This is a genomic window from Niallia taxi (assembly GCF_032818155.1).
In the GTDB taxonomy this organism is placed as follows: domain Bacteria; phylum Bacillota; class Bacilli; order Bacillales; family Cytobacillaceae; genus Niallia; species Niallia taxi_A.
The window spans coordinates 310346-331919 of sequence record NZ_CP102590.1 but is presented as its reverse complement, the minus strand read 5'-3'; the positions used below and the strand labels follow the sequence as shown (position 1 = coordinate 331919).

Sequence of the window (21574 nt, the reverse complement as noted above, 5' to 3'; positions counted from 1 at the left end):
AATGCTCTTACATCAATTTCTCTCGTAAGCAATTCATAATTGATAATTTAGCTTTTCTCCATATGCTTTTTGAATTTGTATCTTTTTTCCTATATAAAGTACTATCTCTCTTTTTTAAAATAGCAATATATGGGATATGTTGGCAGCTTGTTAAAAGGCTAATATCTCTATAAAGAGAGGCGAGAGAATGAAAGTTTTAGATGCATCTAGTTTACGTGATACAATGAAGGCAAGGGTAAAGCATTATAAAGAGCTGCGCACACAGTTTACACTACTTCATAAAGCATTACAGGGAATTGTTGATTTAGATGATTTTGAAGGCAAGGGTGCGGAAGCTATTAAAGGTTTCTACCTAGGACAATTGGAAGTGGTGAATGCCTGGCAGCGACTGATTGACAGACAGATTGCCTTCTTTGAAGGAGTAAGCGCAAGGCTAGAAGATAAAGAATTAGGTGGCCATACTCGTGTGGAAACAGCTTTTTTAAAAGAGGAGCTTGCATATAAAGAACGTCAGGCAGACGAAATGATTAGTGAACAACGAAGGGCCATGGAGCAAATTTTTAGGGACATTGATGATCTAGTGTCTTTAACGCCTTTTTCCCGCTCCCGCTTTGACGATTTGATGATGGTTGCAAACAAAAAACGGACCAAAACGATCGATGCAGTTGGGGAAGTCGATTAAGAGTTAAAAGATGAATACCTTTCTTCAGAAGGAGAAGAGCACTATGTTCAAGCTCTTTTCCAATCTTTAATGGAAGCAACAAGACAAGGAAGCAGTATTTCACCCATCCATTTTGATGCAGAAGCCTATCAATCGAGTGATGCATATCAGTCCATGGTAGAAGCAAAGACACAAACTAACAGCTACCTCTCCTTTAAAAAGGAAGAGAAAGAAGCGAGGGAAATAGCAAACCGCCCATGGTATGAAGACCTATGGGAGGGCACGAAAACCTTCGCCGGCGAGTTAACCGGTTATTATGACTACATACGAGCTAAAGACGGAGTTGATCCCGTTACAGGTGCAAAGTTAACGGAAGGACAACGAGTAGCGGCTGGCGCAATGGCAGCAGCAGGCTTCATCCCAATTGTCGGCTGGGCAGGAAGAGCCCTTAAAGGCGGCAAAGGCATCTATTCAGCAACGAAAGCGATTAATACAGCTGATCATGCGCTTGACGCTTATAAAAATGTCCACACCTTTACTAAACTAGAACAAACAGAAATGGGCATATATGGCCTTATTTCAGCAAATGGACTATCGGAATATATAACAGGAAAAGATATGTTCGGCAACAAGCTCACTAATGAACAGCGCCAAGCAAGTATTACCCAAAGCATGATTGGAGCAATACCATTTGTCCCATTTGCCCCTGGCATGGTAAAAGAAGCAGCTCGAATCAGCGAACTACCAGTCAATAAAACATACCAGCTAGTGCAAACTGGATTAAGCAAAAGCCAATTAAAATATAAAGGCTTTCTGACAAATATTTATCAACCTAACAGCCAACTCTCTCCACTTGGTCCAAGTATGGCTATGTTTAAGTCAGACGATGTAAACAATAACGTAAAGAAAGTTTCCAATCATTCTGTTAAGAGTACCAGCAAAGAAAGTACACCTATAAAAAACGCTGGTAAAACAGAAATGAAGTATGACTTCAGCCAATATGAGAAAAAGCTCGTTGGCAATACATGGGTCCTTAGTAAAAACGGCCGTACTGATCAGGATGCTACCAAAGCCAGTATGGCATATAATGAAGCTATAAAAAAGGGCGAAATCAAATTAGATAACGAACCAGAATCAGATATCTATCTTGAACAAATCCAAGCAGCAAAAGAAGGATATAATCTTTGGACTGGAGAAGAGTTATCGAGGCTAGAATCTAATTCCATTATCTTTAGCAGTTTAATTGGGAGTGTTTATGGTTTTAGAGGTGGGAAGATTTCTGGTAGGTCGATAAAGGTTTCTAAGGGTGATTTGGCGAAGGTTAAAGAGAAGGTTAAGGGAAATAGGGGTAATACTGAAGTTACTAAGGGTATAGATAAGGTTAATCATCCTATAAGAACTTATAGGAATGCTGATTTAAAAAAATTAGAAGAAAAATATACTGCAGACCCAAGAATTACAGTAGAAATGCCTTATGTGGGTAAGAGTAAAGCAGGAACCAATTCAGAAGGCTGGTTACGTGATAAAGACTTTTATTGGAAAGAAATAATGAATAAACATCCAGAAAGTTTAAGTAAAGCAAATAAACAAAAAATTCAATTGGGTTTCTCTCCGATAAATGATAAAACATATAGAGAACACTTCCCTCAATATGATATAAAGGAATTATATAATGATAAATTAATCCATCATCATGTAGGTGGGGGTGGTCAAGCAGTTGCAGTGCCTTCCAAGCTACACCCAGGAACAGGTGGTATACATAATGCGGAAAAAGCTGCAGGTGTTTGGGGAAATGACAGTGAGTATGCTGAATTACTTGAAAAATTTTTAAATAAGTAAAGGGTGATAACTTTGTCAATAAAAGAAGCAATGCAGATATACTTTCAAATGAGAAAAGAGATAGCTAATGAAGGTTTAGATTTTTTATTTAAAACACCAATTAGTAGTGAAGATAACCTAATAATTTATGATGGAGAAGTTGATGAGGAAGAATATATCTCATGGAAACCTGTAGAAAGGACTGTTTTACAGGACTTTACAAGTTTAGAAGATGAATTTGATATAAAATTGCATAAATCAATAGTGGAATATTTTAACTCATATTGGTTTGCAGATTTAGATGGATTTTATCAGGAACACTATATTGCATTAGAGCCTGTGCTACCGAATAGCGAGATAAGTTCATTCCGAGAGTCACTGAAAGGATATAAAGAAAATCATGGGGATAGTTTAAAGAAGATACCTATTGGGATTGAAGGGAATGGTTTGTTGGTGGTTATTGAGAACAATAATGGAATAATACAATTAGAAGATTTTGAAAGAGGGACATTTGAGCATATTGCTGAGAATATCCAAGAATTAATAGGGAATTTGAGACTGAAAAGATAGCATTTTATTTAGTGTCGAATATCTCAACAAGGATAAGTACACAATTATGTATCAGAAACTAACCGTTAAAGAACTAGTTGAACTAGTAAATAAAATATATAATCCTATGCTATCTGATGAAGAGGTAAGTGAATATATAGAAATCTTAGAAGAAAATGTTCCTCACCCTGCTCCCAGTGACTTAATTTTTTGGAACGATGAGGATTTATCACCAGAGGAAGTAGTGGAGATTGCATTAGCATATAAAGAAGAAAAATAATTGTATATAGAATACTCTTTGTAGAACCTTGAAGGGCTATTCACTTCAAGGTTTCTTTTTTTTATGTGGGGCTACCCAGTGTCGAACAATTCTGGAGCGTCTACACTTATCTGGACAGAAAAATTAAGTGGACATTCGGAGTATTGAGCAACCTCAATATAGCATTTACAAGAAAGACCCTAGCGACTTTTTAATCAATGGCTTAATGGAGTTATTAGTCCAATATCAACGATTAGAAATTTCTTTAAAGCTAGGGAGAGGGAGAAACAAGAAAGCCCAACAGGGTGGCTATGCAGGAGGAAATGTTGCATTAGGCTACAAAGTGGAAAAAGGTAAGAAAAGTCTTGTCATAGATGATAGACAAGCGAAAACCGTTCAAAGAGTGTTTGACCTAAAGGAACAGTATCCTTTATGGACATTAACACAACTGGCAGAACGATTGAATGAAGAAGGACATCGAACGAAACAAGGAAAGTTGTTTACGAAAGTCCAAGTAAAGCGAATATTGGATAGAAGGAATTTCTATTCAGGTAAGTATCAATATGGTGGCATTATCGCTAATGGAAAAGAGGAAAGGTAACGTGTTTAGAGCACTCTAGTGCCTAAACTAGTTATATGAAAGGGTTTTACGTATAGGCACATAAAGCAAGTGAACTAAAATACAATTAAAATATTTGAGTTGGACAAAAAGAGCAATGATACGTTTGAAAATAGAGACTCCATGAAGGTACTGCCATCATGGAGTTTTATTTTATATTGGAATAATAAGAAAAGTACGATAATTGGGTGATTTGACATTTTCATGGTGTGGGGACTTTTGATACTGCAAAACCCACAAACTAAAGACAATGACAAAGCTCGTAATGCTAAAGGTGGTATCGATACGGATACATAAAGATAGTGAATAATAAAAAGTGAAGATTTTTGAGTGAGACAATAAGAATGTGATTTGTTTGAGAATCGAAAGCTCATGATGGTTGTATCATCATTGAGTATCGTTTCAATACTTGGATAGTAAGAAAAGTACGATAATTAGGCGAGATGACATTTTACATGTCAGCGGTAGTTATGACATGGATTTTTCAGGGCAATTTCAAGCCGTTGGTATTGTCTAATAAATCCATCAAGCCGTTTACTAAGAAATCATTCGGGTCTTTCTTATGGATACTGTAAAATGGATGACCCTATTTAATATGCAGAAAGTACTTGATTGTATTAAGGATCAAGTGTTTTTTTGTTTGCAGTGTCAAACTAGATGAAGGAGTCAAATTCCCTACAGCCCCTTATCTGCCGACGACCTTTCCGAAAACAGCGCCAAGCAAGCATCACCCAAAGCATGATTGGAGCAATACCATTTGTCCCATATGCCCCTAGCATGATAAAAGAAGCCGTTCGAATGAGTGAAATACCAGTCAATAAAACATACCAGCTAATTAAAACAGGATTAAGCAATAGCAAATTAACCTTTAAAGGCTTCCTGACAAGTGTTTTACAACCAAACAATCAGCTCTCCCCACTTGGTCCAAGTATGGCTATGTTTAAATCAGACGATGTAAACAAAAACGTCAAAGGAGTTTCCAATCACTCCGTTAAAAGCACCAGCAAAGAAAACACCATTAAGAAAATCGCTGGCAAAACAGAAGTGAAGTACGACTTCAGCCAATACGAGAAAAAGCTCGTAGGCAATACATGGGTTCTCAGTAAAAATGGCCGCACAGATCAAGATGCAGCCAAAACCAGCCTAGCATATAATGAGGCTTTAAAAAATGGAGAAATCAAGTTAGACAACGAGCCTGATTCAGATATTTACCTCGAACAAATCCAAGCAGCCAAAGAAGGATATAATCTTTGGACTGGAGAAGAGTTATCGAAGCTAGAATCTAATTCCATTATCTTTAGCAGTTTAATTGGGAGTGTTTATGGTTTTAGAGGTAGGAAGATTTCTGGTAGGCCGATTAAGGTTTCTAAAGGTGATTTGGCGAGGATAAAAGAGAAGGTAAAGGGAAATAAGGTTAATACTGAAGTTAGAAAGGGCTCGGAAATAGCTGGTCAGCAAGTCAGTGGTTCTAAATCTAAAGTGATTGAGGAACTTGAAGGTCCTATTATAGATGGAAAACGAGTTGGAAGTAGGGAAAAGGTTGATGAAGTTAAACCAGTTTGGGGAAGAGACGAAAAAGGGAGACCTTTTATAGAAAAAGAGTTCCCACATGTACCATAGGAACATGGTTTTTCGGATGTTATTGATAATTATTCAAGATTTTCGAAGAAGTTTCCACTGGTAGGTGGTGATGAGATTGAAAGGGAATTTTATCAAGTTATGGGGAGTAATAATGGTAAAAAGGGTGTTTTTGAAAGGATTTGTTGAGCCAAATGGATTGTTGAGTCACTGGAGATTTATTGAAAATGGTGTTATAACAGGTAAGCCAAATCCAGTTCAAAAAAAATAGTAGGTGAATTATATGAACTTAAAAGACTTAAAAAATAAAAATATTAAGTATGACTGGAAAACTATTTTTGTAGGTGTCCAAGAAAATTATTTTAGTAAAGACGTTATCTCTGACTATGCGGTTGAATTAATGGAGATTGGTGATGAAAGTGAGTTTGTTAGTGAACTTGCATGGGGAGTATCTAGTGAAGATTTAGATAAAGTTATGCTAGAAATAAAAACTAATTTCTTTCCTGAATTAGATGAAGAAAGCGCAATATTAGTAGAGGAGAATAGAAAACTCAGATTTGTTTGTTTATCTCAAATAAAAGAAAGATGTAAAGAAGATAATGAATTATTAAATAAAATTGCAGAGTTTTATGGAAATCATCACTATCCAAAAGATATGGTGAGTTTTGTTAATTATCTGCCTCAAGAAGTCCCAAGTACGAAAGACGATATGGTAAATAGGTTTGAAAAATTTTTAAAATTAGAGTGAGTGAGATTTAGTTAGTTATCTTACTTTGAACAAATAGCGGATTTTTAGCAAAGTTAACCAGACCAAATAGCTGGGGGTAATCGGCTAAATAAGTGGTGCATGTGAGATAAAAGATAAATTCATCAATTAAAACCAATAGAAATATAGAATTAATATTGTGGAGGAACAAATAGGCGCTAAGTGTAGCCGCTCCAGTAACTTCATTTCCAAAATAAGAGTAAATGGAGCATTTTTTTATAAAATAACATATTGTTTATGGTTAGTAGGGATTATTGAAAATGAATAAAAAACATATCTAAGTAGAGAAGAAGTATTTCACTACGAGCATTAGTTGTTTTAAGATATGTTGCATTTGAGTTATATAGAGGTAAATTGGTGAGTTTTCGTTTACCTTGTTAATTTATTTCATGAAGTGTTATCGGTTCATTATACTGGATAGTTGGCTTATTTGAAGCCGTAAACACTTTGTTTCTTTTACTCTATTTTTAAACATTATAAAGACTTGGCTAGTAATTAATTCTAAAAGGTTGGATTATAATTACGTGAAAGCGGTGATACGATGAAAGTAATCATCATAGGCTCAGGAATTGGAGGACTTAGCACAGCCATTGCCCTTCGTAAAATTGGGATGGAAGTAGAAGTTTTTGAGAGTAAGCCTGAAGTGCGTTACGCAGGTCCGGACTAAGAATTAGCTCGAATGCTTTTCGGGCATTGCAGCAGCTAGGTGTAGATGATCAAGTTGCTCGGGAAGGGAAAGTATTGGATGAACTTCGCATCCTTACATCTGAGGGGAAAATCCTACAACAGACGGACACAGCTTTAATTAGTCGCAAGTATGGACTTGACAATGTTGCCATTGAGCGAGGAAAACTCTTAGAGTTGCTAATAAACTCCTTAGGTCTGCAGCAAATTGTTCATACTGGAAAGACTTGAAGTCGCTTTGAACAAAATGACTCCGGTGTGAAAGTATTGTTTGAAGACGGTACAACAGAGGAAGGAGATTTACTGATGGTATTCATTCTACCATTCGTGATACTCTAATGCCAAATGTTAAACCCAGGTATGCGGGATACACCTGTTGGAGGGCTGTTGTACAGACTGAACCAATCTTGAGAGGATACAATCCGAAAGTATTTATAGAAACTTGGGGCCGGAAGGGAAGCTTTGGTTTGGTTCCTTTACAGGACAATCGAATCTATTGGTTCGCTTGCGTTAATGCCAAATTTAAGAATTCTCCATTAAGAAACTTTACTGTACAGAACTTGATTAAAATATTTGAAGGCTACCATGACCCGATACCTGAGATACTGGCGCAAACCTCTGATAATCAATTGCTCCAGCATGATATTTATGTTCTGCCACCAATTAACCGCTTTGTGTTTGGGAACATTGTTTTGCTCGGTGGCTTATTTTATATCACGTTATTCTTATAATAAGACGTATAAAGCAGAAGACAAACGAATAATACAATATAAAGAAATAGTCTCAGAAGGGTCGTGTTCGACGTGAGAGTGTTGGTGACAGGTTCAACAGGTTATTTAGGTTCCGCCTTGCTGTTTCGTCTAAAAGATACTGAATACAAGGTTAAGATAACCTCTAGAAAAAGACCTCGAGATTGGCAACAGTTGGATTGGGTTTATAGCGATTTGGTATCAGGAGAGGGATTGGAAGATGCTGTAAAGGATGTAGATGTCGTCATTCATGCAGCAACAAGCCCAATGAAAAACATCAAAAAGGTAGAAATAGAAGGTTTAGGAAATCTGTTGAGTAAGTTACAACATATACAGCACTTTATTTATCCTTCCATCGTGGGCATCGAAGAAATACCTTGGAAATACTATCAACTGAAGTTAGAAGCCGAAGAACTGTTAAGTAAAAGTACTGTTCCTTACACAATTGCACGTGCCACGCAATTTCATGGATTTGTAGAAAATTTACTTTTATCCAAACCTTTCTTTAACAGATATGTCATTCCAGGGAGATGGAAGGTGCAGAGTGTAGACGTGCATGAATTTGCTATGCATCTAATTGATTTGGTGGATATAGGTCCCCAAGAAAGGGTGGAGGACTATGGTGGACCTGAGATAATGACAATTAGAGAGATGGCTGAAGTAAAAATTAACACGAAGAAAGAAGAGAATTTAGTATTTGATGTTTCTTTGCCGGGTAGGATATCTAAGGCTTTCGTTGAAGGAAAGAACACAAATATAAATATTCAGAAGGGGGAAGTTACCTTCGAACAGTTTCTACGTAATAAGTAGAACAAAGTGATAATACAAAGGGTATAAGAATTTTTTACTGTTTTTTTAATTGCTTAGTTCGGATAATTTAATTTTGATGTTTTTTTAAGAACATTGACCTCGATACTCCCAATCTAGTCATAGGCTTATTTACACATAACAGTACTAGGATTAAAGAACTGAAAAAGGAAATAAACCCCAATTATTATATTTTATTTGGTATAATATGGACGAATTACATATATTGGGGGACTATAAGTGAAAAAGAAGTTAGTAACATCACTAGTATTAGCAACTTGCTTATTTCTTGCTGCATGTGGCAATGATGCAGAAATATCTTCAGCAGAAGTAGAAAAAAAGGCTGATGAGCAAAATATGACATCTACAGAAGCTGCCCGATCGGAGCTTACTAAAGCTGGTCAAAAGGCAGAAACGAAGGATGGCATGCTTGAGTTGTTGAAAATGAAGGAAATAAATAAAACGATTGATGTTTCACCATTAGCAGTAACAATTAAAGATATGAGACTATTTAAAATGACGAATGTTACACAAGAGCATATAGATGTGCTAAAGATTGCTTCGCAGGCTGCAGATGACATTAAAGATGAATATGTCTATGTGCAGGTACGCTATGAGGTGGAAAACAAGGAAGATAAGAACATTGCTTGGGACGGTTTAAAGCATGTGGTAACAGATAAAGGACAGCAGGTTGATAGATTAGGAAATGACATTATCTACACGGAAGCTGATAGCTTGGCGCCATTCGCAGGTAAAGTAACAAAGGAGTTTGATGATGGATTCATTTTCAAACTAGAGGAAGCGGAGGATATCTCAAAAATTAAGTTTGTTTTTGCTCCTTCTATGGATGGAGAGACGTATGAAGACATAACTTCAATACAAGAAGTAGAATATTCATTCGAATAGTAGATTTACAAAAGGGCGGGTATTGTTTCCTGCTCTTTTGTTGTAGTTTTTTTCACTCTTTTTTTATAGCTGATTACTAAGGATTATCAGCAAAAACTAGAATGCAAGTGGAAAGAGGTCTCACACAATAATGATTTTGCAGTTCAATTGTGTGTTGGACAGAAATCCAATTAATCGAACAATATATAGTTGTATGTGCATCTCATTTGTCTTGTTCATAGGAAACACAAGGATGACTAGCTCTTTTAACTAATCACCCACTCTTTTTAAATATTATCTTTTTATTAGCAAAAAATCATTCTGCTGCCTTCTGAATAGTTAACGAAACAAGTGGTCCCATATCAGCTGTCTCTTGAGCCATAGAAGTATATATCAAACCATTTTCCTCTATGACAATTTGCCCTTCATCTGTAATCGTACCGTATAGATCTAATTTTTCGGTTAGTTCCAGAACCTTATTAGTTGAGAGTGTAGGATCAGCAACGTCTATTAATGCGGATGCAGCAAAGAATACGCTATTACCACTCTCTATACCTTCCTCGCTTTCAAAACCAGAAGCTACTACAGTTATTATTTTGCCTGTATCTCGATCCGTATTAGCAGACAAACCAAATAACTCGGTTTCATCCAATGTTCCAGATTTTAATAAACCATAAGCACTTTCCTTTTCTTGCTCATTTTCTATGGTACCAAGTTCCGGGCGACCAAGGCTGTTTAAATTTTGTTCCCAGCGACTTTTAAATTCATCCCAATCCAACTCGAAGACGTTTGGCTCATTTGTACTTCCATCATATACTTTTTCGGAATCACTAGTATTCGATTTAACGGAGTCCGCATCATGTGATGATTCAGTCGCTTTTTCATCTTCTTGTTTGTTCCCGCCAGCTTCTTTTTTCTCTCCACATCCGCCAATAATCAGCATTAAAGCCAATACAGCGAAGCACCGAAGCACTATTCTTTTTTTTATTACTAATTCTTTCATATCTGTTTCCCCCGATGTTATTAGCCATATAATGATTAGCTATTATTTGTTCTCCCATTCTTTAAAACAAGGAAGAAGTTTCCAAAAGTGAGTATAAACAATTATTTCCTTTTTGTCATGGGAGTTTATACCCTTTCAATTGGTTCAGGGCTTTATAATTAAAGTTCAAAAATATACTGTCAGCATTAACAAGTGAACCATATCTATCAAGTAATCTTCCATTTTTATACTACGTTTGATTACCTTCTTATCTTTTTAAGTAAGCTAATGAGGAGCCTATTCCTGACTTTCCTCTTTTCTGCTTAAAAAGGGTGACTTTTCACCTTTTGAATTGTATATATAACTTTATTCGCTACAATCAATTATAGATATGGAACAGTCCTTTAGGGAGGAGATACTAACTATGGTCAAGAATACAAAAATTTTGCTCTGCAGTATTGGGTTATCAATAATGCTTGGAGGCTGTTCTGGTATGAATAATACTAAAGAAACACAAGCTGAACCTTTTAACGACAGCTTGGTGAGCGTTCAGGATTATATAGGCGAAGGTTATGCTCTGTCATATGGAAAAGATACCGATAAACTTGCTGAAAAGAACAAAAACCAGATAGAAGAAGCAGCTTTAAAGTTTTTTAAGGATAACTATAAAACGGATGTTTATGTACATAATGTAGTCGGTAGCAGTGATGGGGCAACGATTTTTGTAGAATCCAAAGGGAAAGTACATTTCTATACTTATGCCGTTGTACCAATTGATGAACAAGGAAAGCAAGTGTTGACAGATAAAATTTGGGCAGAAGAATACCAGGTGGAAAATGCCATTAAAGGCGGATTATATCACATGATTTTTAATGAAGAATTCAAAAAGCTTGATAGTTACCTTGAGTCGCTTGCAGCAAAAGGGCAAGTTACTGGTAAAACAAAAGAAGCTCTCCAAAATGTTGGTGGACATGGATATATGACTCCGTATTATTTTTTAGCGCTAACAAGTAAAGAAGAGGCGATTAAACCTGTTTATGACCTTTATATAAGCAATCCTGATGAAAGTGCAGAAAATTTGCGGAATGCCTATGATGAGAACTTGTTTAAGGCTGAAAATTTCAAAATTAATATTCAGTTATTTATGGCTGACAAGCAGGCAAAACCAAGTGAAGAAATATTCAACCAAGTTACAAAAGAGTTAGAGGAGATGGATTCAATACCAACTGGTACCTATAGCTTCTCGCTCAATGATAACTTCATTGATAAACAAAGTGCTGAAGGGGCTAAAGAAAATTCAATAAAACGTGGTTTCCCGGATTACATTATTAAGGAATAAAGCAGGTGAATATATAGAGACACTTAAAGGTTCACCAAAAATTAATACCAGTATAGCTGCAAATAATGATAAAGATTTAGTTGAACTTGCTGGCTTACATGGCATATAACTATCCAATACTTGAATCGGTATGCAAGTTAATGATACTGATTATACAGTTATTGATACCCATTAGGACGATTCAACTGGCCTTGACTCTCCAAAAAATGGCATGGCGGTAGTTATAAAAAGAGCTTACCAGGTAAGCCATTAAATGAGTCTATTGAAAATGATTTTTAAGGGGGAAACAAAATGAAATCAATAATATTTGTGATTGTAGAGAAAGATGATAATGTTACAAAGTATATACCAACAGTAAGAAAGAATACTTTTTTAGGCTTATCCGATATAAAGAGTAAAATAGAAAATAGAGAACCGGTATTAGAATGGGTGCTATTTAAAGATGAAGAACAAGATGAAAAAGCAGAATCATTAATTAAGTCTCTTACAGACTTAGGAGCAGAATTAAAATTCTATGATGGTGTTTTAAATCCTAATAAAGAAGTGTCTTCTGAGTATTTAGTTAATAGAATAAATCGTTTTAAAGAAATTCAAAAACAAAATCAAGAACTGGATGACCTTATGTATGGTGATGATGACTAATTAAAAAAAAGTAACTCCAACATAAATAGTTAGAGTTACTTTTTATTATGATAGTATTGTTTAAACTTTATTTCCATATCAAAATTGTATTATTAATTAATTCACTTATTCTTCTAAATTGTTCTTTTGAAGACAGAGCCAATGATTCTATTGGTCTAACATGAAAGGGAGAGAATGATAATGTTTATTTACGTACAAGTATCCGAACTTGTCAATAGTAGTAACAACTCAGGTAAAAGACGGTGTACGTGTGTCGGTTAAACAAGAATTCGTGCTGCAACATGGCAAGCTTGCTGAATAGGTGGAGGATAACATGTTAAATAGATTTGAGAGATTAAATTCGAATAAACAGGTTGTTTATTTATTAGGGTTAAGTGAGGCAATAATCAAACGATTATCGACCTCTCCAAATTTTAATGCTGCAAAGAATGCATTGGAAACATGCTGGGAGTGGGCTGAAACTAAAGAACATTCAGCTGATGATATTTACAATTTGTTAGATGATGGAACAGAGGAAACTAGTCTTTTTATGCTAATGCAGGATGAAACCGAAGAGGTGAACGAATTAGCATTTGGCTGTATTGTAGATGCTGTCTCTTATACAAATTGGATTGTGTTTCAGAATGAAGGTCTAGGATATTTACCTGCCCCTATTGAGAACGTTGATTTGAGCCTTGTAGAACAATTTTTAGATGGTTTTTATCATATAACAGAAGCCAATAAGATCCTAGCGGAAAGATTTATGACACTCTTAGAACAAAATAATGTAAATGAAATAATTCGTAACCGTGCTCAAATTAAGGAAAATAGGGTACCTGGATTCTTTCATAACTGAAGATAACACTCTAACTCTATGTTAGGGTGATTTTTATTTTAAGAGGCTGTTTGAACTAGTTTAAAAAAGGAGAGAAAGCTAATGATTGAAAAACATGTAATCCTGCTGTATATGCACAATGAAAAAATGGATAAAAGAAGAGTCTTTCATAATATAGGCTTACTGAACAATACAATAATTCTGTATTAAATACGACCAAATATTAATGTGAAGCCATTTTTTTTACCTGATGGCGTTAATCCAGAGGACTAACCTGAAATCTTGAAGATAGTCCATTATAAAGGGTAAATTAAAAAGTGGAGTTAGTATAGTTTTTTGGACACAACTTAGTAAGTCCATACAATGTAATTCATGGAGGGATGTGTCATATGGGACGTAATAATACAAACAAAAATGTATTGAAGATGTCAAAAAACAGTAGTGGATTTATATCATTCAGTTACCTATGTTGTTAAAGAATTAAGCAACGAATATGGCGTTTCTGAAGTGACTATTTATAAATGGATAAAGGATTTACTCCTATTGGAAAAGGGGAGGAATATAATCTCTCGCTTCTAAAGAGCTGGCTGCCACTCAAAAGTAGGACCTAGGTTAAAACAAGAGATTGAACTGACATTGTTAGATAAATATTTGCTATTTATTGAAAGTGCCAACCCACAAAATGGATTATTATGGTAAAATAATTTATATAGAATTTAAATTATTCCCACAGATTGGTATTTCAAACGAAAGGGTTGACTTAACGAATGAAGAAGATTACAAGGCTAGTTGTTTTACTTGCTGCGTTAATATTGTTGGGAGGATGCTTCGGCAAAGCAAACGAAGAAACCAATAACACTGCGCCAAAGCAAACAGAAGAATCCCCTGAGACAGACAACAAGACATTAACCAACCATGGTGAAAAAACAGACACGAACCAATCAACTGACTCCAACCTGAATGAATCAGCCAATACTGCTTCTGATGACAAATCGGGTGAAAGTAATGATTCAACCACAGATGATAAAAACAGTAAAGATCCTTTAGCACCATATTCCAGTGAACAAATAGAATATGCACGAGTTTGGTTGCAACTTGGAGCAAATCAAGATATAGATGAATTAAATATTCGACATATACCAGTTGGGGAACCCATTAACCCTAATATCAATAACAGTGCTACCTTCCCGGAAGGGGTTATACAGTTATCAGGCTCTCGTCTGATTGATGGCTCCATAACTTATAAAGGGAATGGAGATGGGACAATAAATGTTTATAACACTCCAATGCGTTGGGAAGCACCTCCTCCTGATGTAGATGAAATAACACTTCAAGAAGATACAGAAGAGATACTCAACAACACTAAAAAGGTTAATATCAAAGCAGCAGAGGGGGAAGAAATTATAAAATTAATAAATCTTCAGAAGCCATATGGCAAATAAATGCAACATCCTTAGTCTTCCATTTGTTCTGGGCATAGTAGTGAGGGTGTTGTTAAAAAGACGTGTAAAGTATATTCTACAAGACAAAGTAATTCAGTAGCAGAAATACAAATTATTGATAGAGTGAAGGAGCTACTAGGGAATTCTGATACAGAGTATAAAAATGCAGGAAAAGTTCCGAATCAATTTGATGAAATATTCAATAAGGTGGATACAGAATGAAGTTATACTTTAAAGACGAATACCTAGGTGACATTCAGGATCCAACTGGAGAAGGTGCATGGGTATATGGAACATTGAAATTGACAGGAAACATCGATAAGTATAAAGCATTCTTTGAGGCTCTTACGAATGAAGACCATGAGTTTGAAGAAAATCAATTTGATGCAAGATGGTTAGATGAAAGCAACTGGTTTATTACAGATGACAAGGGGAATAAAGGAGGAATTGAGATTCCTGCTGTTTATCCAGATGGAGCTATAAATTGGCGTTGGAGATAAGATAATACTGAATAGTGAAAGAACGGCTTTTAAGACTCTATTTATATGAATTTACTGAAGACTATGTTTTAGTGAAGTTGAGTGATTGTTAGGGGGATATTATGAACAAAAATAAATTCAGCATTTTATCAGATGAAGGAAAAGTACTCTTTTTTATTCTGCTCTCAAAAGAAATTTTAAGCGACTTTTCACAAGATGAAGATAGACAGCTCGCACAAAACGCACTTTCAAAATGCTTGAAATGGGTAAAAAACAAGGAAGTAATTGGTTATGAACTTTATAATCTATTAGATGATGAAGAGAATGGAATCACAATTATTCAAGAGCTGTCCGAAAATGAGAAAGATAGCGCTGCATGGAACTGCATTATTAACACAGTTGCTTATACAAGTCGAAAAGCTATGGAAAAGGAGGGGGTAGAATACTTTCCAGAACCAATTGCCCTAGTAGTGGATGATACAATAGTGGAGAATTTTATTAGTTCTATTGAGCAAGTTAAAGGTGATTCTATTCTCCTAATAAAGAAGAAATACGAGCAACTTTTATCAAACTTAGATAAATAAGTTAAATTCTATTAATTTATTTGTTTTAGGGATGCCGATATCAATGGATGTCGGCATTTTTTAATTGCATATTTAAGATATCTGCATGCAAGGAGAGTTGAATTCAATGCGCTTTAACTCGTTACTTATGTAAAGCTATAATTCCCATTTAATAATTCTTGCTCTTTTTTTACCCATACTGAATGTTTTTCTGCTTACTTCATTTATATTAAACTTGAATATGTCTAGACCCTTTTTACTAGTATACTCAGTCTCTAATTACCAATTTACTGTTTTTTTACCAAATTATAGTTTACAAGGAAATTTATGAATAATATAATAATATAATGAAAGGAGATTTATGAAGAAATATTATGTATTCACAGCCTGTTTATTAATTACTTTTATTTTTCTCATTATCTACGGCTCAAAAGGCGATAGTAATCCTTTAGACAAGAGAAAAACAAAAGTAAATCAAGAAGAAAGTTACAATTGGGGATTTGATGCTATTAAATATTACAAAGAAAAACCAAGCGAGTCTAAAATAAAAGTTGCAGTTTTAGATAGTGGTATATTTCCTCATGATGATTTAAGTGGAAAAATAACTAAAGCACTTAATACATTTAATAATCAGCCCTTAGAAGATGAGTATGGACATGGAACGGCCGTTGCCGGCATAATTACTGCCAATGATAATAATAATGGTATAACAGGCGTTTCCCAAAATATTGAATTATATAATGTTAAAGTGCTAGACAAAAATGGAAAAGGTAAAATCGAAAATTTAATAAAAGGTATAGAATGGTGTATTGCCGAAAGAGTGGATATTATCAATATTAGTTTTGGTGTACAAATAGACGACAGACAACTCAAGAAAACAATAGATGATGCAATAAATAAAGGAATAATAATTGTTGCAGCAGCAGGCAATACCTATGGTTTTGGTGTGGATTTTCCAGCTAAATATGAGAATGTTCTGTCGATAAATTCAGTAAATACAAAATTAAAAAGGACTAGTTCTGCTGCCAAAGGTAAAATTGACTTTTCGGCACCAGGTGATAAAATCTTCTCAACCTCGAATGACGGAAAATATGAGTATTTTAGTGGAACCTCATTCTCTACCGCCTTTGCAACTGGCATTATCGCTAGAAAACTAGTAAAGTTTGGACCTATTAAATCCCACTCTTCATATATCGAATTTATGCAAATAATAAGACAGTCTGTAATACAAAAAGAGCCTATTAAAGATTATGGTTACGGTATTTTAATAGTAGAAGAGGAGGAATAAAATGAAAAAAGTCACATCATTATTAATAGCTTGTACTTTAATCGTTTCATTGATTCACCCAAAAGTCTTAGGAATAGCCTCGGCTGAAGGAATAGATAACACTAGCTACATAAATTCTAAAATGGATACTGAGAATGAAATGGATGTAGATAATATTGATGAGGATATCCAAGAAGTAAATGAAGATTTTCAAAATCAAATAGGTGAAATTGCTGATGAAGTAGGTATAGAGAATGTAGAAGAACTCAATGCAGAAATAACTGAAGCAACTGAAGATAATATCACACTTGAAAGTAATATTGAAAATGAAGATTTGTCTGCAAAAGTTGAAGTAGACATGGATGCTGAATCTGAGAATATAAAATTGACAGGAGAAGTTACTGATTCGGAGGGGCAAACAACAGCATATGATTATGATGTTGAGGTAAATGAAGTAGATGGAGAAAAGTTTAAAGTAACCTTTACAGATTCTATTACCGGAGAAACAATTGAGTATGATAATACAGAATTAAGTGCATCAATAGCACCATACGTCTTTTATATTATAGGAGCTACAGCCGTAAAGATAGCTATTAATTATGTTGGAAAAAAGGCAGTAATCACAATTGGAAAAAGAACTTTCAAACAAGTTTCAAATAAAACGGCAAAAAGTGCTTTAAAAAACTTTAAAGATTATACTGTTACAGCAGGAAAATACAAAATAACTGTAACTAAGAGTAAAATGTCACATGTTCTTGAAACTCATCATCCGAGGTATTGGACTGGCAAGCAAAAGAAAAATATGTATAACCCAGATTTATCTATTAATGATGTTAAAAATATTATTAATACAGTTATACGAAAAAATTCTTCTAAAGTTGAGAAAGGAATAAAGAATGGGCAAAAAACAACAATTGAATCAAAAGTTAATGGTGTAAAATATAGAGTAATAGTTACCAAGGATAAACGCATTAGTACTGCATTTCCAGTAGAAGAATAGTAGTTAATCGGAGGTTACTAAATTGACAACACTTAAAATAAACACATATATTAGCAACTATATCCCAGAGTTTGGTTACTTATCTAAAGAATCTAAAAAATTCATACCAATTCATCATCCTGATGCAAAAAAAGCTGCTGAAAAGTATCTTGAATATGAGAATCAAATTTACCTTAATGGTTATATAGAAATTAAATATAACGATTTAACGTTCCTAAATGATATAGAGGAAACTGGGGATTTACTCTCTACATGGGATGATCTTGCTTGGCTAGTTATTAATCATGAAAAAGTAGATGAGTTTGAAATTATTTTATTAGATAATTCATCAACATTCAAAATCATTAAAGATGGAACAAATGATATTCTTATTTTGGATTCCATTCATTCAGGAGAGCATGATGGTACTTCAAAGGTATCTATCCCTTCAAATGAATTGATTGAAGTAATAAAAACCTCTTTTAAAGACTTTGTAGATTTTTGTAATAGTGGATTAGTATTTAATGAAGAATCGGAGTATAAAAATATATTGGAGTCGAGTTCAAAAATTTAAGATTGTTTTTTTAAAGTTCAGCAGTGATATTTTGTCACTGCTTTTTTATATCTAGATACAAAAGCTTATTAACTTGAACTTAGTTCGCTAACATTAGTAACAAGACCTCTTCCTTATATTCCTAGATGCAAATTTTTGAAGTACTATTTGATATAACAGCTTAACTTTCTTAATAGGTATACCAGGTTTAAAAAACGTTTGCTTTACCGTATTCTCATTATAAATTAAATCGAAAATATCTTAACGTGTTATTCCTAATAGTTTATCTAAATAACTTACGAGCAAAGACATGTTTCGCAACGAATTCACTGATGCACAAAGACATGAGAATGTATCACAGGGCTAACTTGCCGGAATTCCCTTTGTTCCATTAACGCTTGCAATGGTAATAAATAAAGAATTATAATTCTCAATCTTTTAAATAAATGTAAGCAATAATCATCACAATTAACCGCTTTATTTTTGACACTCTTAGTGAATTTACCCATAAATTGTACTAGTTTTTATGTATATCTATAATCTATGTAAAACAAAATAATACAATCTTATACAAAATTTTCAAAAAAATATATAGAAGCACTCAAATATTGACTTTCTATGTTATAATACAACTAGTTAAATTTAGTGAAAATACAGTATATTGTATTTTAAACGGTGTTTGAACATGCGACACCAGAACAAATCTTAGATTACAAAAAACACTATGGAATTGTATATGAAATGAACAGTAAGCTGGCCAGTACAACATATAGTATTTGGATGATTGTTATTACAATGATTGTATTTACAATAATATCTATTATCATATTTAAAAAACTAAATAAATAATAATTAGAATATTTTTGTTATATATCTGACATTTTAAAGAACTGTAGGTATAATTATACATATAATAGAGTTGTTTTTTATATAAATACATGTTTATGACTTTACTGTAGGATTGAAATAATATCTCCTAATTTAAATGTTTTGTTTTTTTAGGGTTGGTATTCTTTATTTTAATAGAGTTATTAGCGATTTATAAAAGTATTTAACACTAAATTGAAAGAGGCTTGGACAAAACCCTTCAATAAGATGAAGATATTATAGTGGTTAACGAAAATGATGAGGTGAATTTCTATGAAAAATAACCATAGATTTGTCATGAATACAATTATAATAGTTCTATATACCATAGTCTCAATCCTAGCATTAGTAGTCTACGCTATTAAAGATGATGTATCAAAGGTTTATCAAGCCTTCATTCCACTTGCTATAACTGCATCAGCTTGTTTCATGTTGAATAAAATTAACAATGAGGAAGAGGAAGAAACCAAAGCAAGATAGTATTTAGATTTCTGGAAATAGCTTAATTAAAGGGAGAGTTCCTAGTCAAAAGCTACTTCTTTTTCTTAATACTGTTAGAAATATCCATCACACTTTCATTATTATTTGAGAATACAAGAAGAAGGTACTAGAACCCAGCACCTTCTAATCATTTAAATTATTACACCCTACTCCAAACCAACCCAAACACTCTTAACCTCCGTATAATTCTCCAACGCATAAGAGCCCATCTCACGCCCAATTCCAGATTGCTTATATCCACCAAACGGTGAAGCAGCATCAAACGTATTATAACAATTCACCCAAACAGTTCCGGCACGGAGCTTGCTCGCAATATAATGGGCTTTGCCAACATTCTGCGTCCATACTCCTGCTGCTAAGCCATACTCACTGCTGTTAGCACGGCTAATCAATTCATCTAAATCATCATAAGGCATTGCTGAAATAACTGGGCCGAAGATTTCTTCCTTCGCAATTGTCATTTCATCGCGTACATCAGCGAATATCGTAGGGGAAACGAAGTAGCCCTGTTCTTGTGGCTTAGTACCGCCGACTACAAGCTGTGCACCTTCGTTTAGGCCTTTTTCAATATAGCCAAGTACTCGATTCTGCTGTTCAACAGAAACTAACGGGCCAATTTCTGTATCTGCATGAATACCTGCACCTTGTTGAATATTTTTTGCATGTGATGCCATATCAGCAACGACATTATCAAAATGCTTCTTCTGGATAAACACACGGGAGCCGGCACAGCAAACCTGTCCTTGGTTAAACATCACGCCGTTAAGTGCACCTGGTATTGCCTTTGATAAATCTGCATCTGGCAGGATGATGTTCGGTGATTTTCCTCCAAGCTCCAATGTAACTCGTTTCAATGTTTTTGAGGCATTTGCCATAATTAATTTACCGATTTCAGTCGATCCGGTGAAGGCGATTTTATCTACTAATGGGTGATCTACTAGCGGCTGGCCAGCTGTTTCGCCAAAGCCTGGGACGATGTTGACGACTCCTTCTGGGAAACCTGCTTGTTGGAATAATTCTGCGAGGTAAAGGGCTGACAGTGGTGTTTGTTCGGCTGGCTTTAGGACGACGGTACAGCCTGTTGCTAGTGCAGCGCCGAGCTTCCACATTGCCATTAGAAGCGGGAAGTTCCATGGAATGATTTGGCCGACGACTCCGACTGCCTCATGGCGTGTGTAGTTTAGGAATGGTCCGCTGACTGGGATTGTTTGGCCGACGATTTTTGTGGACCAGCCTGCGTAGTAGCGCATATGCTCGACTGCCAGTGGGATATCGGCATTTGTTGTTTCGCGGATTGGTTTGCCGTTATCTAATGTTTCGAGCTGTGCTAGCTCGGCACTGTTTTCTTCCATTAAATCTGCGAGTTTATACATGAGGCGGCTTCTTTCAGATGCGCTTATTTTGGACCATGGGCCTTCATCGAATGCTTTGCGGGCTGCTTTGACAGCACGGTCAATGTCTTCTGGGCCTGCTTCGAAAACAGTTGCTAACACCTCTCCTGTTGCCGGGTTGTATGTATCGAAGGTTTTTTGTGAGGTGCTTTCAACAAATTCACCGTTAATAAATAGTTTTTTCTGGCCGTTAAGGAATCTTTCTACCTTTTCTTTTAGCAATCCAGATAATTGAGTCATGTAACTCCTCCTCATTGTTTGTAATCGCTTACAAAAATAATGTTAACACTGTGAAAATAAGGAAACAACAATTACTTGTATAAAAATTCTGATAATATTTGACAAGATTAAGCATTTCCTTGTAAGTTAACAGATAAATA

General features: G+C 34.9%; 22 protein-coding genes and 3 pseudogenes. 22 read left to right on the top strand and 3 right to left on the bottom strand.

Annotation, left to right across the window (positions count from 1 at the left end; translation table 11 throughout):
• The first annotated feature begins 187 nt into the window (after positions 1-187).
• The 5 genes and pseudogenes from NQZ71_RS20815 to NQZ71_RS20795 form a co-directional block, all read left to right on the top strand.
• Positions 188-682 (top strand): T7SS effector LXG polymorphic toxin, encoded by a 495-nt coding sequence (locus NQZ71_RS20815; RefSeq protein WP_317012302.1) that lies wholly within the window; start codon positions 188-190, stop codon positions 680-682.
• A 69-nt stretch (positions 683-751) separates the two neighbouring features.
• Positions 752-2500, top strand: coding sequence for a pre-toxin TG domain-containing protein (locus NQZ71_RS20810; protein WP_317012301.1), 1749 nt, complete (start codon positions 752-754; stop codon positions 2498-2500).
• A gap of 30 nt (positions 2501-2530) precedes the next feature.
• Entirely contained in the window at positions 2531-3049 is a 519-nt protein-coding gene (locus tag NQZ71_RS20805) for a SecY-interacting protein Syd (protein WP_275007535.1), read from the top strand.
• A gap of 46 nt (positions 3050-3095) precedes the next feature.
• Complete coding sequence (locus NQZ71_RS20800; RefSeq protein ID WP_026906919.1) at positions 3096-3308, top strand: bacteriocin immunity protein; 213 nt, start codon at positions 3096-3098, stop codon at positions 3306-3308.
• Between the two features lie 127 nt (positions 3309-3435).
• Positions 3436-3888: pseudogene (locus NQZ71_RS20795) on the top strand (recombinase family protein); the annotation flags it as partial.
• A gap of 500 nt (positions 3889-4388) precedes the next feature.
• Here NQZ71_RS20795 and NQZ71_RS20790 read toward each other — a convergent pair.
• Positions 4389-4486 (bottom strand): annotated as a pseudogene (locus NQZ71_RS20790) (recombinase family protein); the annotation flags it as partial.
• Positions 4487-4563: 77 nt separating this feature from the next.
• On the opposite strand from NQZ71_RS20790, the gene NQZ71_RS20785 reads away from it, so the two are divergent.
• From NQZ71_RS20785 to NQZ71_RS20755, 7 genes are all read left to right on the top strand, one after another.
• Positions 4564-5526, top strand: coding sequence for a hypothetical protein (locus NQZ71_RS20785; protein WP_317012299.1), 963 nt, complete (start codon positions 4564-4566; stop codon positions 5524-5526).
• 76 nt (positions 5527-5602) lie between these two features.
• A complete protein-coding gene (locus NQZ71_RS20780; RefSeq protein WP_317012298.1) occupies positions 5603-5755 on the top strand; it encodes a hypothetical protein in 153 nt (50 codons plus the stop codon).
• A gap of 12 nt (positions 5756-5767) precedes the next feature.
• On the top strand, positions 5768-6232 hold the full coding sequence (locus NQZ71_RS20775; protein ID WP_317012297.1) for a DUF2247 family protein: 465 nt from the start codon (positions 5768-5770) through the stop codon (positions 6230-6232).
• A 559-nt stretch (positions 6233-6791) separates the two neighbouring features.
• On the top strand, positions 6792-6917 hold the full coding sequence (locus NQZ71_RS20770; protein ID WP_080714293.1) for an NAD(P)-binding protein: 126 nt from the start codon (positions 6792-6794) through the stop codon (positions 6915-6917).
• Positions 6918-7401: 484 nt separating this feature from the next.
• Positions 7402-7665, top strand: coding sequence for a flavin-dependent monooxygenase (locus NQZ71_RS20765; RefSeq protein ID WP_317012296.1), 264 nt, complete (start codon positions 7402-7404; stop codon positions 7663-7665).
• Between the two features lie 84 nt (positions 7666-7749).
• Complete coding sequence (locus tag NQZ71_RS20760) at positions 7750-8493, top strand: SDR family oxidoreductase (protein ID WP_317012295.1); 744 nt, start codon at positions 7750-7752, stop codon at positions 8491-8493.
• A 237-nt stretch (positions 8494-8730) separates the two neighbouring features.
• A complete protein-coding gene (locus NQZ71_RS20755; protein WP_317012294.1) occupies positions 8731-9396 on the top strand; it encodes an LptM family lipoprotein in 666 nt (221 codons plus the stop codon).
• A gap of 295 nt (positions 9397-9691) precedes the next feature.
• Here NQZ71_RS20755 and NQZ71_RS20750 read toward each other — a convergent pair whose 3' ends face one another.
• Complete coding sequence (locus NQZ71_RS20750) at positions 9692-10378, bottom strand: hypothetical protein (RefSeq protein WP_317012293.1); 687 nt, start codon at positions 10376-10378, stop codon at positions 9692-9694.
• 403 nt (positions 10379-10781) lie between these two features.
• Here NQZ71_RS20750 and NQZ71_RS20745 point away from each other — a divergent pair, with 403 nt between their 5' ends.
• The 10 genes and pseudogenes from NQZ71_RS20745 (at position 10782) to NQZ71_RS20705 (ending at position 18456) form a co-directional block, all read left to right on the top strand.
• On the top strand, positions 10782-11696 hold the full coding sequence (locus tag NQZ71_RS20745) for a DUF1672 family protein (RefSeq protein WP_317012291.1): 915 nt from the start codon (positions 10782-10784) through the stop codon (positions 11694-11696).
• Between the two features lie 13 nt (positions 11697-11709).
• Positions 11710-11943: pseudogene (locus NQZ71_RS26230) on the top strand (SA1320 family protein); the annotation flags it as partial.
• A 44-nt stretch (positions 11944-11987) separates the two neighbouring features.
• Complete coding sequence (locus NQZ71_RS20740; RefSeq protein WP_317012290.1) at positions 11988-12338, top strand: hypothetical protein; 351 nt, start codon at positions 11988-11990, stop codon at positions 12336-12338.
• Positions 12339-12651: 313 nt separating this feature from the next.
• A complete protein-coding gene (locus NQZ71_RS20735) occupies positions 12652-13173 on the top strand; it encodes an Imm6 family immunity protein (RefSeq protein WP_275007019.1) in 522 nt (173 codons plus the stop codon).
• Between the two features lie 746 nt (positions 13174-13919).
• A complete protein-coding gene (locus NQZ71_RS20730; RefSeq protein WP_317012289.1) occupies positions 13920-14594 on the top strand; it encodes a hypothetical protein in 675 nt (224 codons plus the stop codon).
• 218 nt (positions 14595-14812) lie between these two features.
• Positions 14813-15094, top strand: a complete 282-nt coding sequence (locus tag NQZ71_RS20725) for a hypothetical protein (RefSeq protein ID WP_275007023.1) — start codon at positions 14813-14815, stop codon at positions 15092-15094.
• Positions 15095-15195: 101 nt separating this feature from the next.
• Entirely contained in the window at positions 15196-15657 is a 462-nt protein-coding gene (locus tag NQZ71_RS20720; protein WP_275007025.1) for an Imm6 family immunity protein, read from the top strand.
• 340 nt (positions 15658-15997) lie between these two features.
• Positions 15998-16924, top strand: coding sequence for a S8 family serine peptidase (locus NQZ71_RS20715; RefSeq protein WP_317012287.1), 927 nt, complete (start codon positions 15998-16000; stop codon positions 16922-16924).
• Position 16925: 1 nt separating this feature from the next.
• Positions 16926-17903 (top strand): SAR2788 family putative toxin, encoded by a 978-nt coding sequence (locus NQZ71_RS20710; RefSeq protein WP_317012286.1) that lies wholly within the window; start codon positions 16926-16928, stop codon positions 17901-17903.
• 22 nt (positions 17904-17925) lie between these two features.
• Positions 17926-18456 carry a hypothetical protein gene (locus tag NQZ71_RS20705; RefSeq protein WP_317012285.1) on the top strand — a complete coding sequence of 177 codons (531 nt, stop codon included), beginning with the start codon at positions 17926-17928 and terminating at the stop codon, positions 18454-18456.
• Positions 18457-19949: 1493 nt separating this feature from the next.
• On the opposite strand, the gene NQZ71_RS20700 is transcribed toward NQZ71_RS20705, so the two are convergent.
• A complete protein-coding gene (locus NQZ71_RS20700; protein WP_317012284.1) occupies positions 19950-21434 on the bottom strand; it encodes an aldehyde dehydrogenase family protein in 1485 nt (494 codons plus the stop codon).
• Positions 21435-21574: the final 140 nt, after the last annotated feature.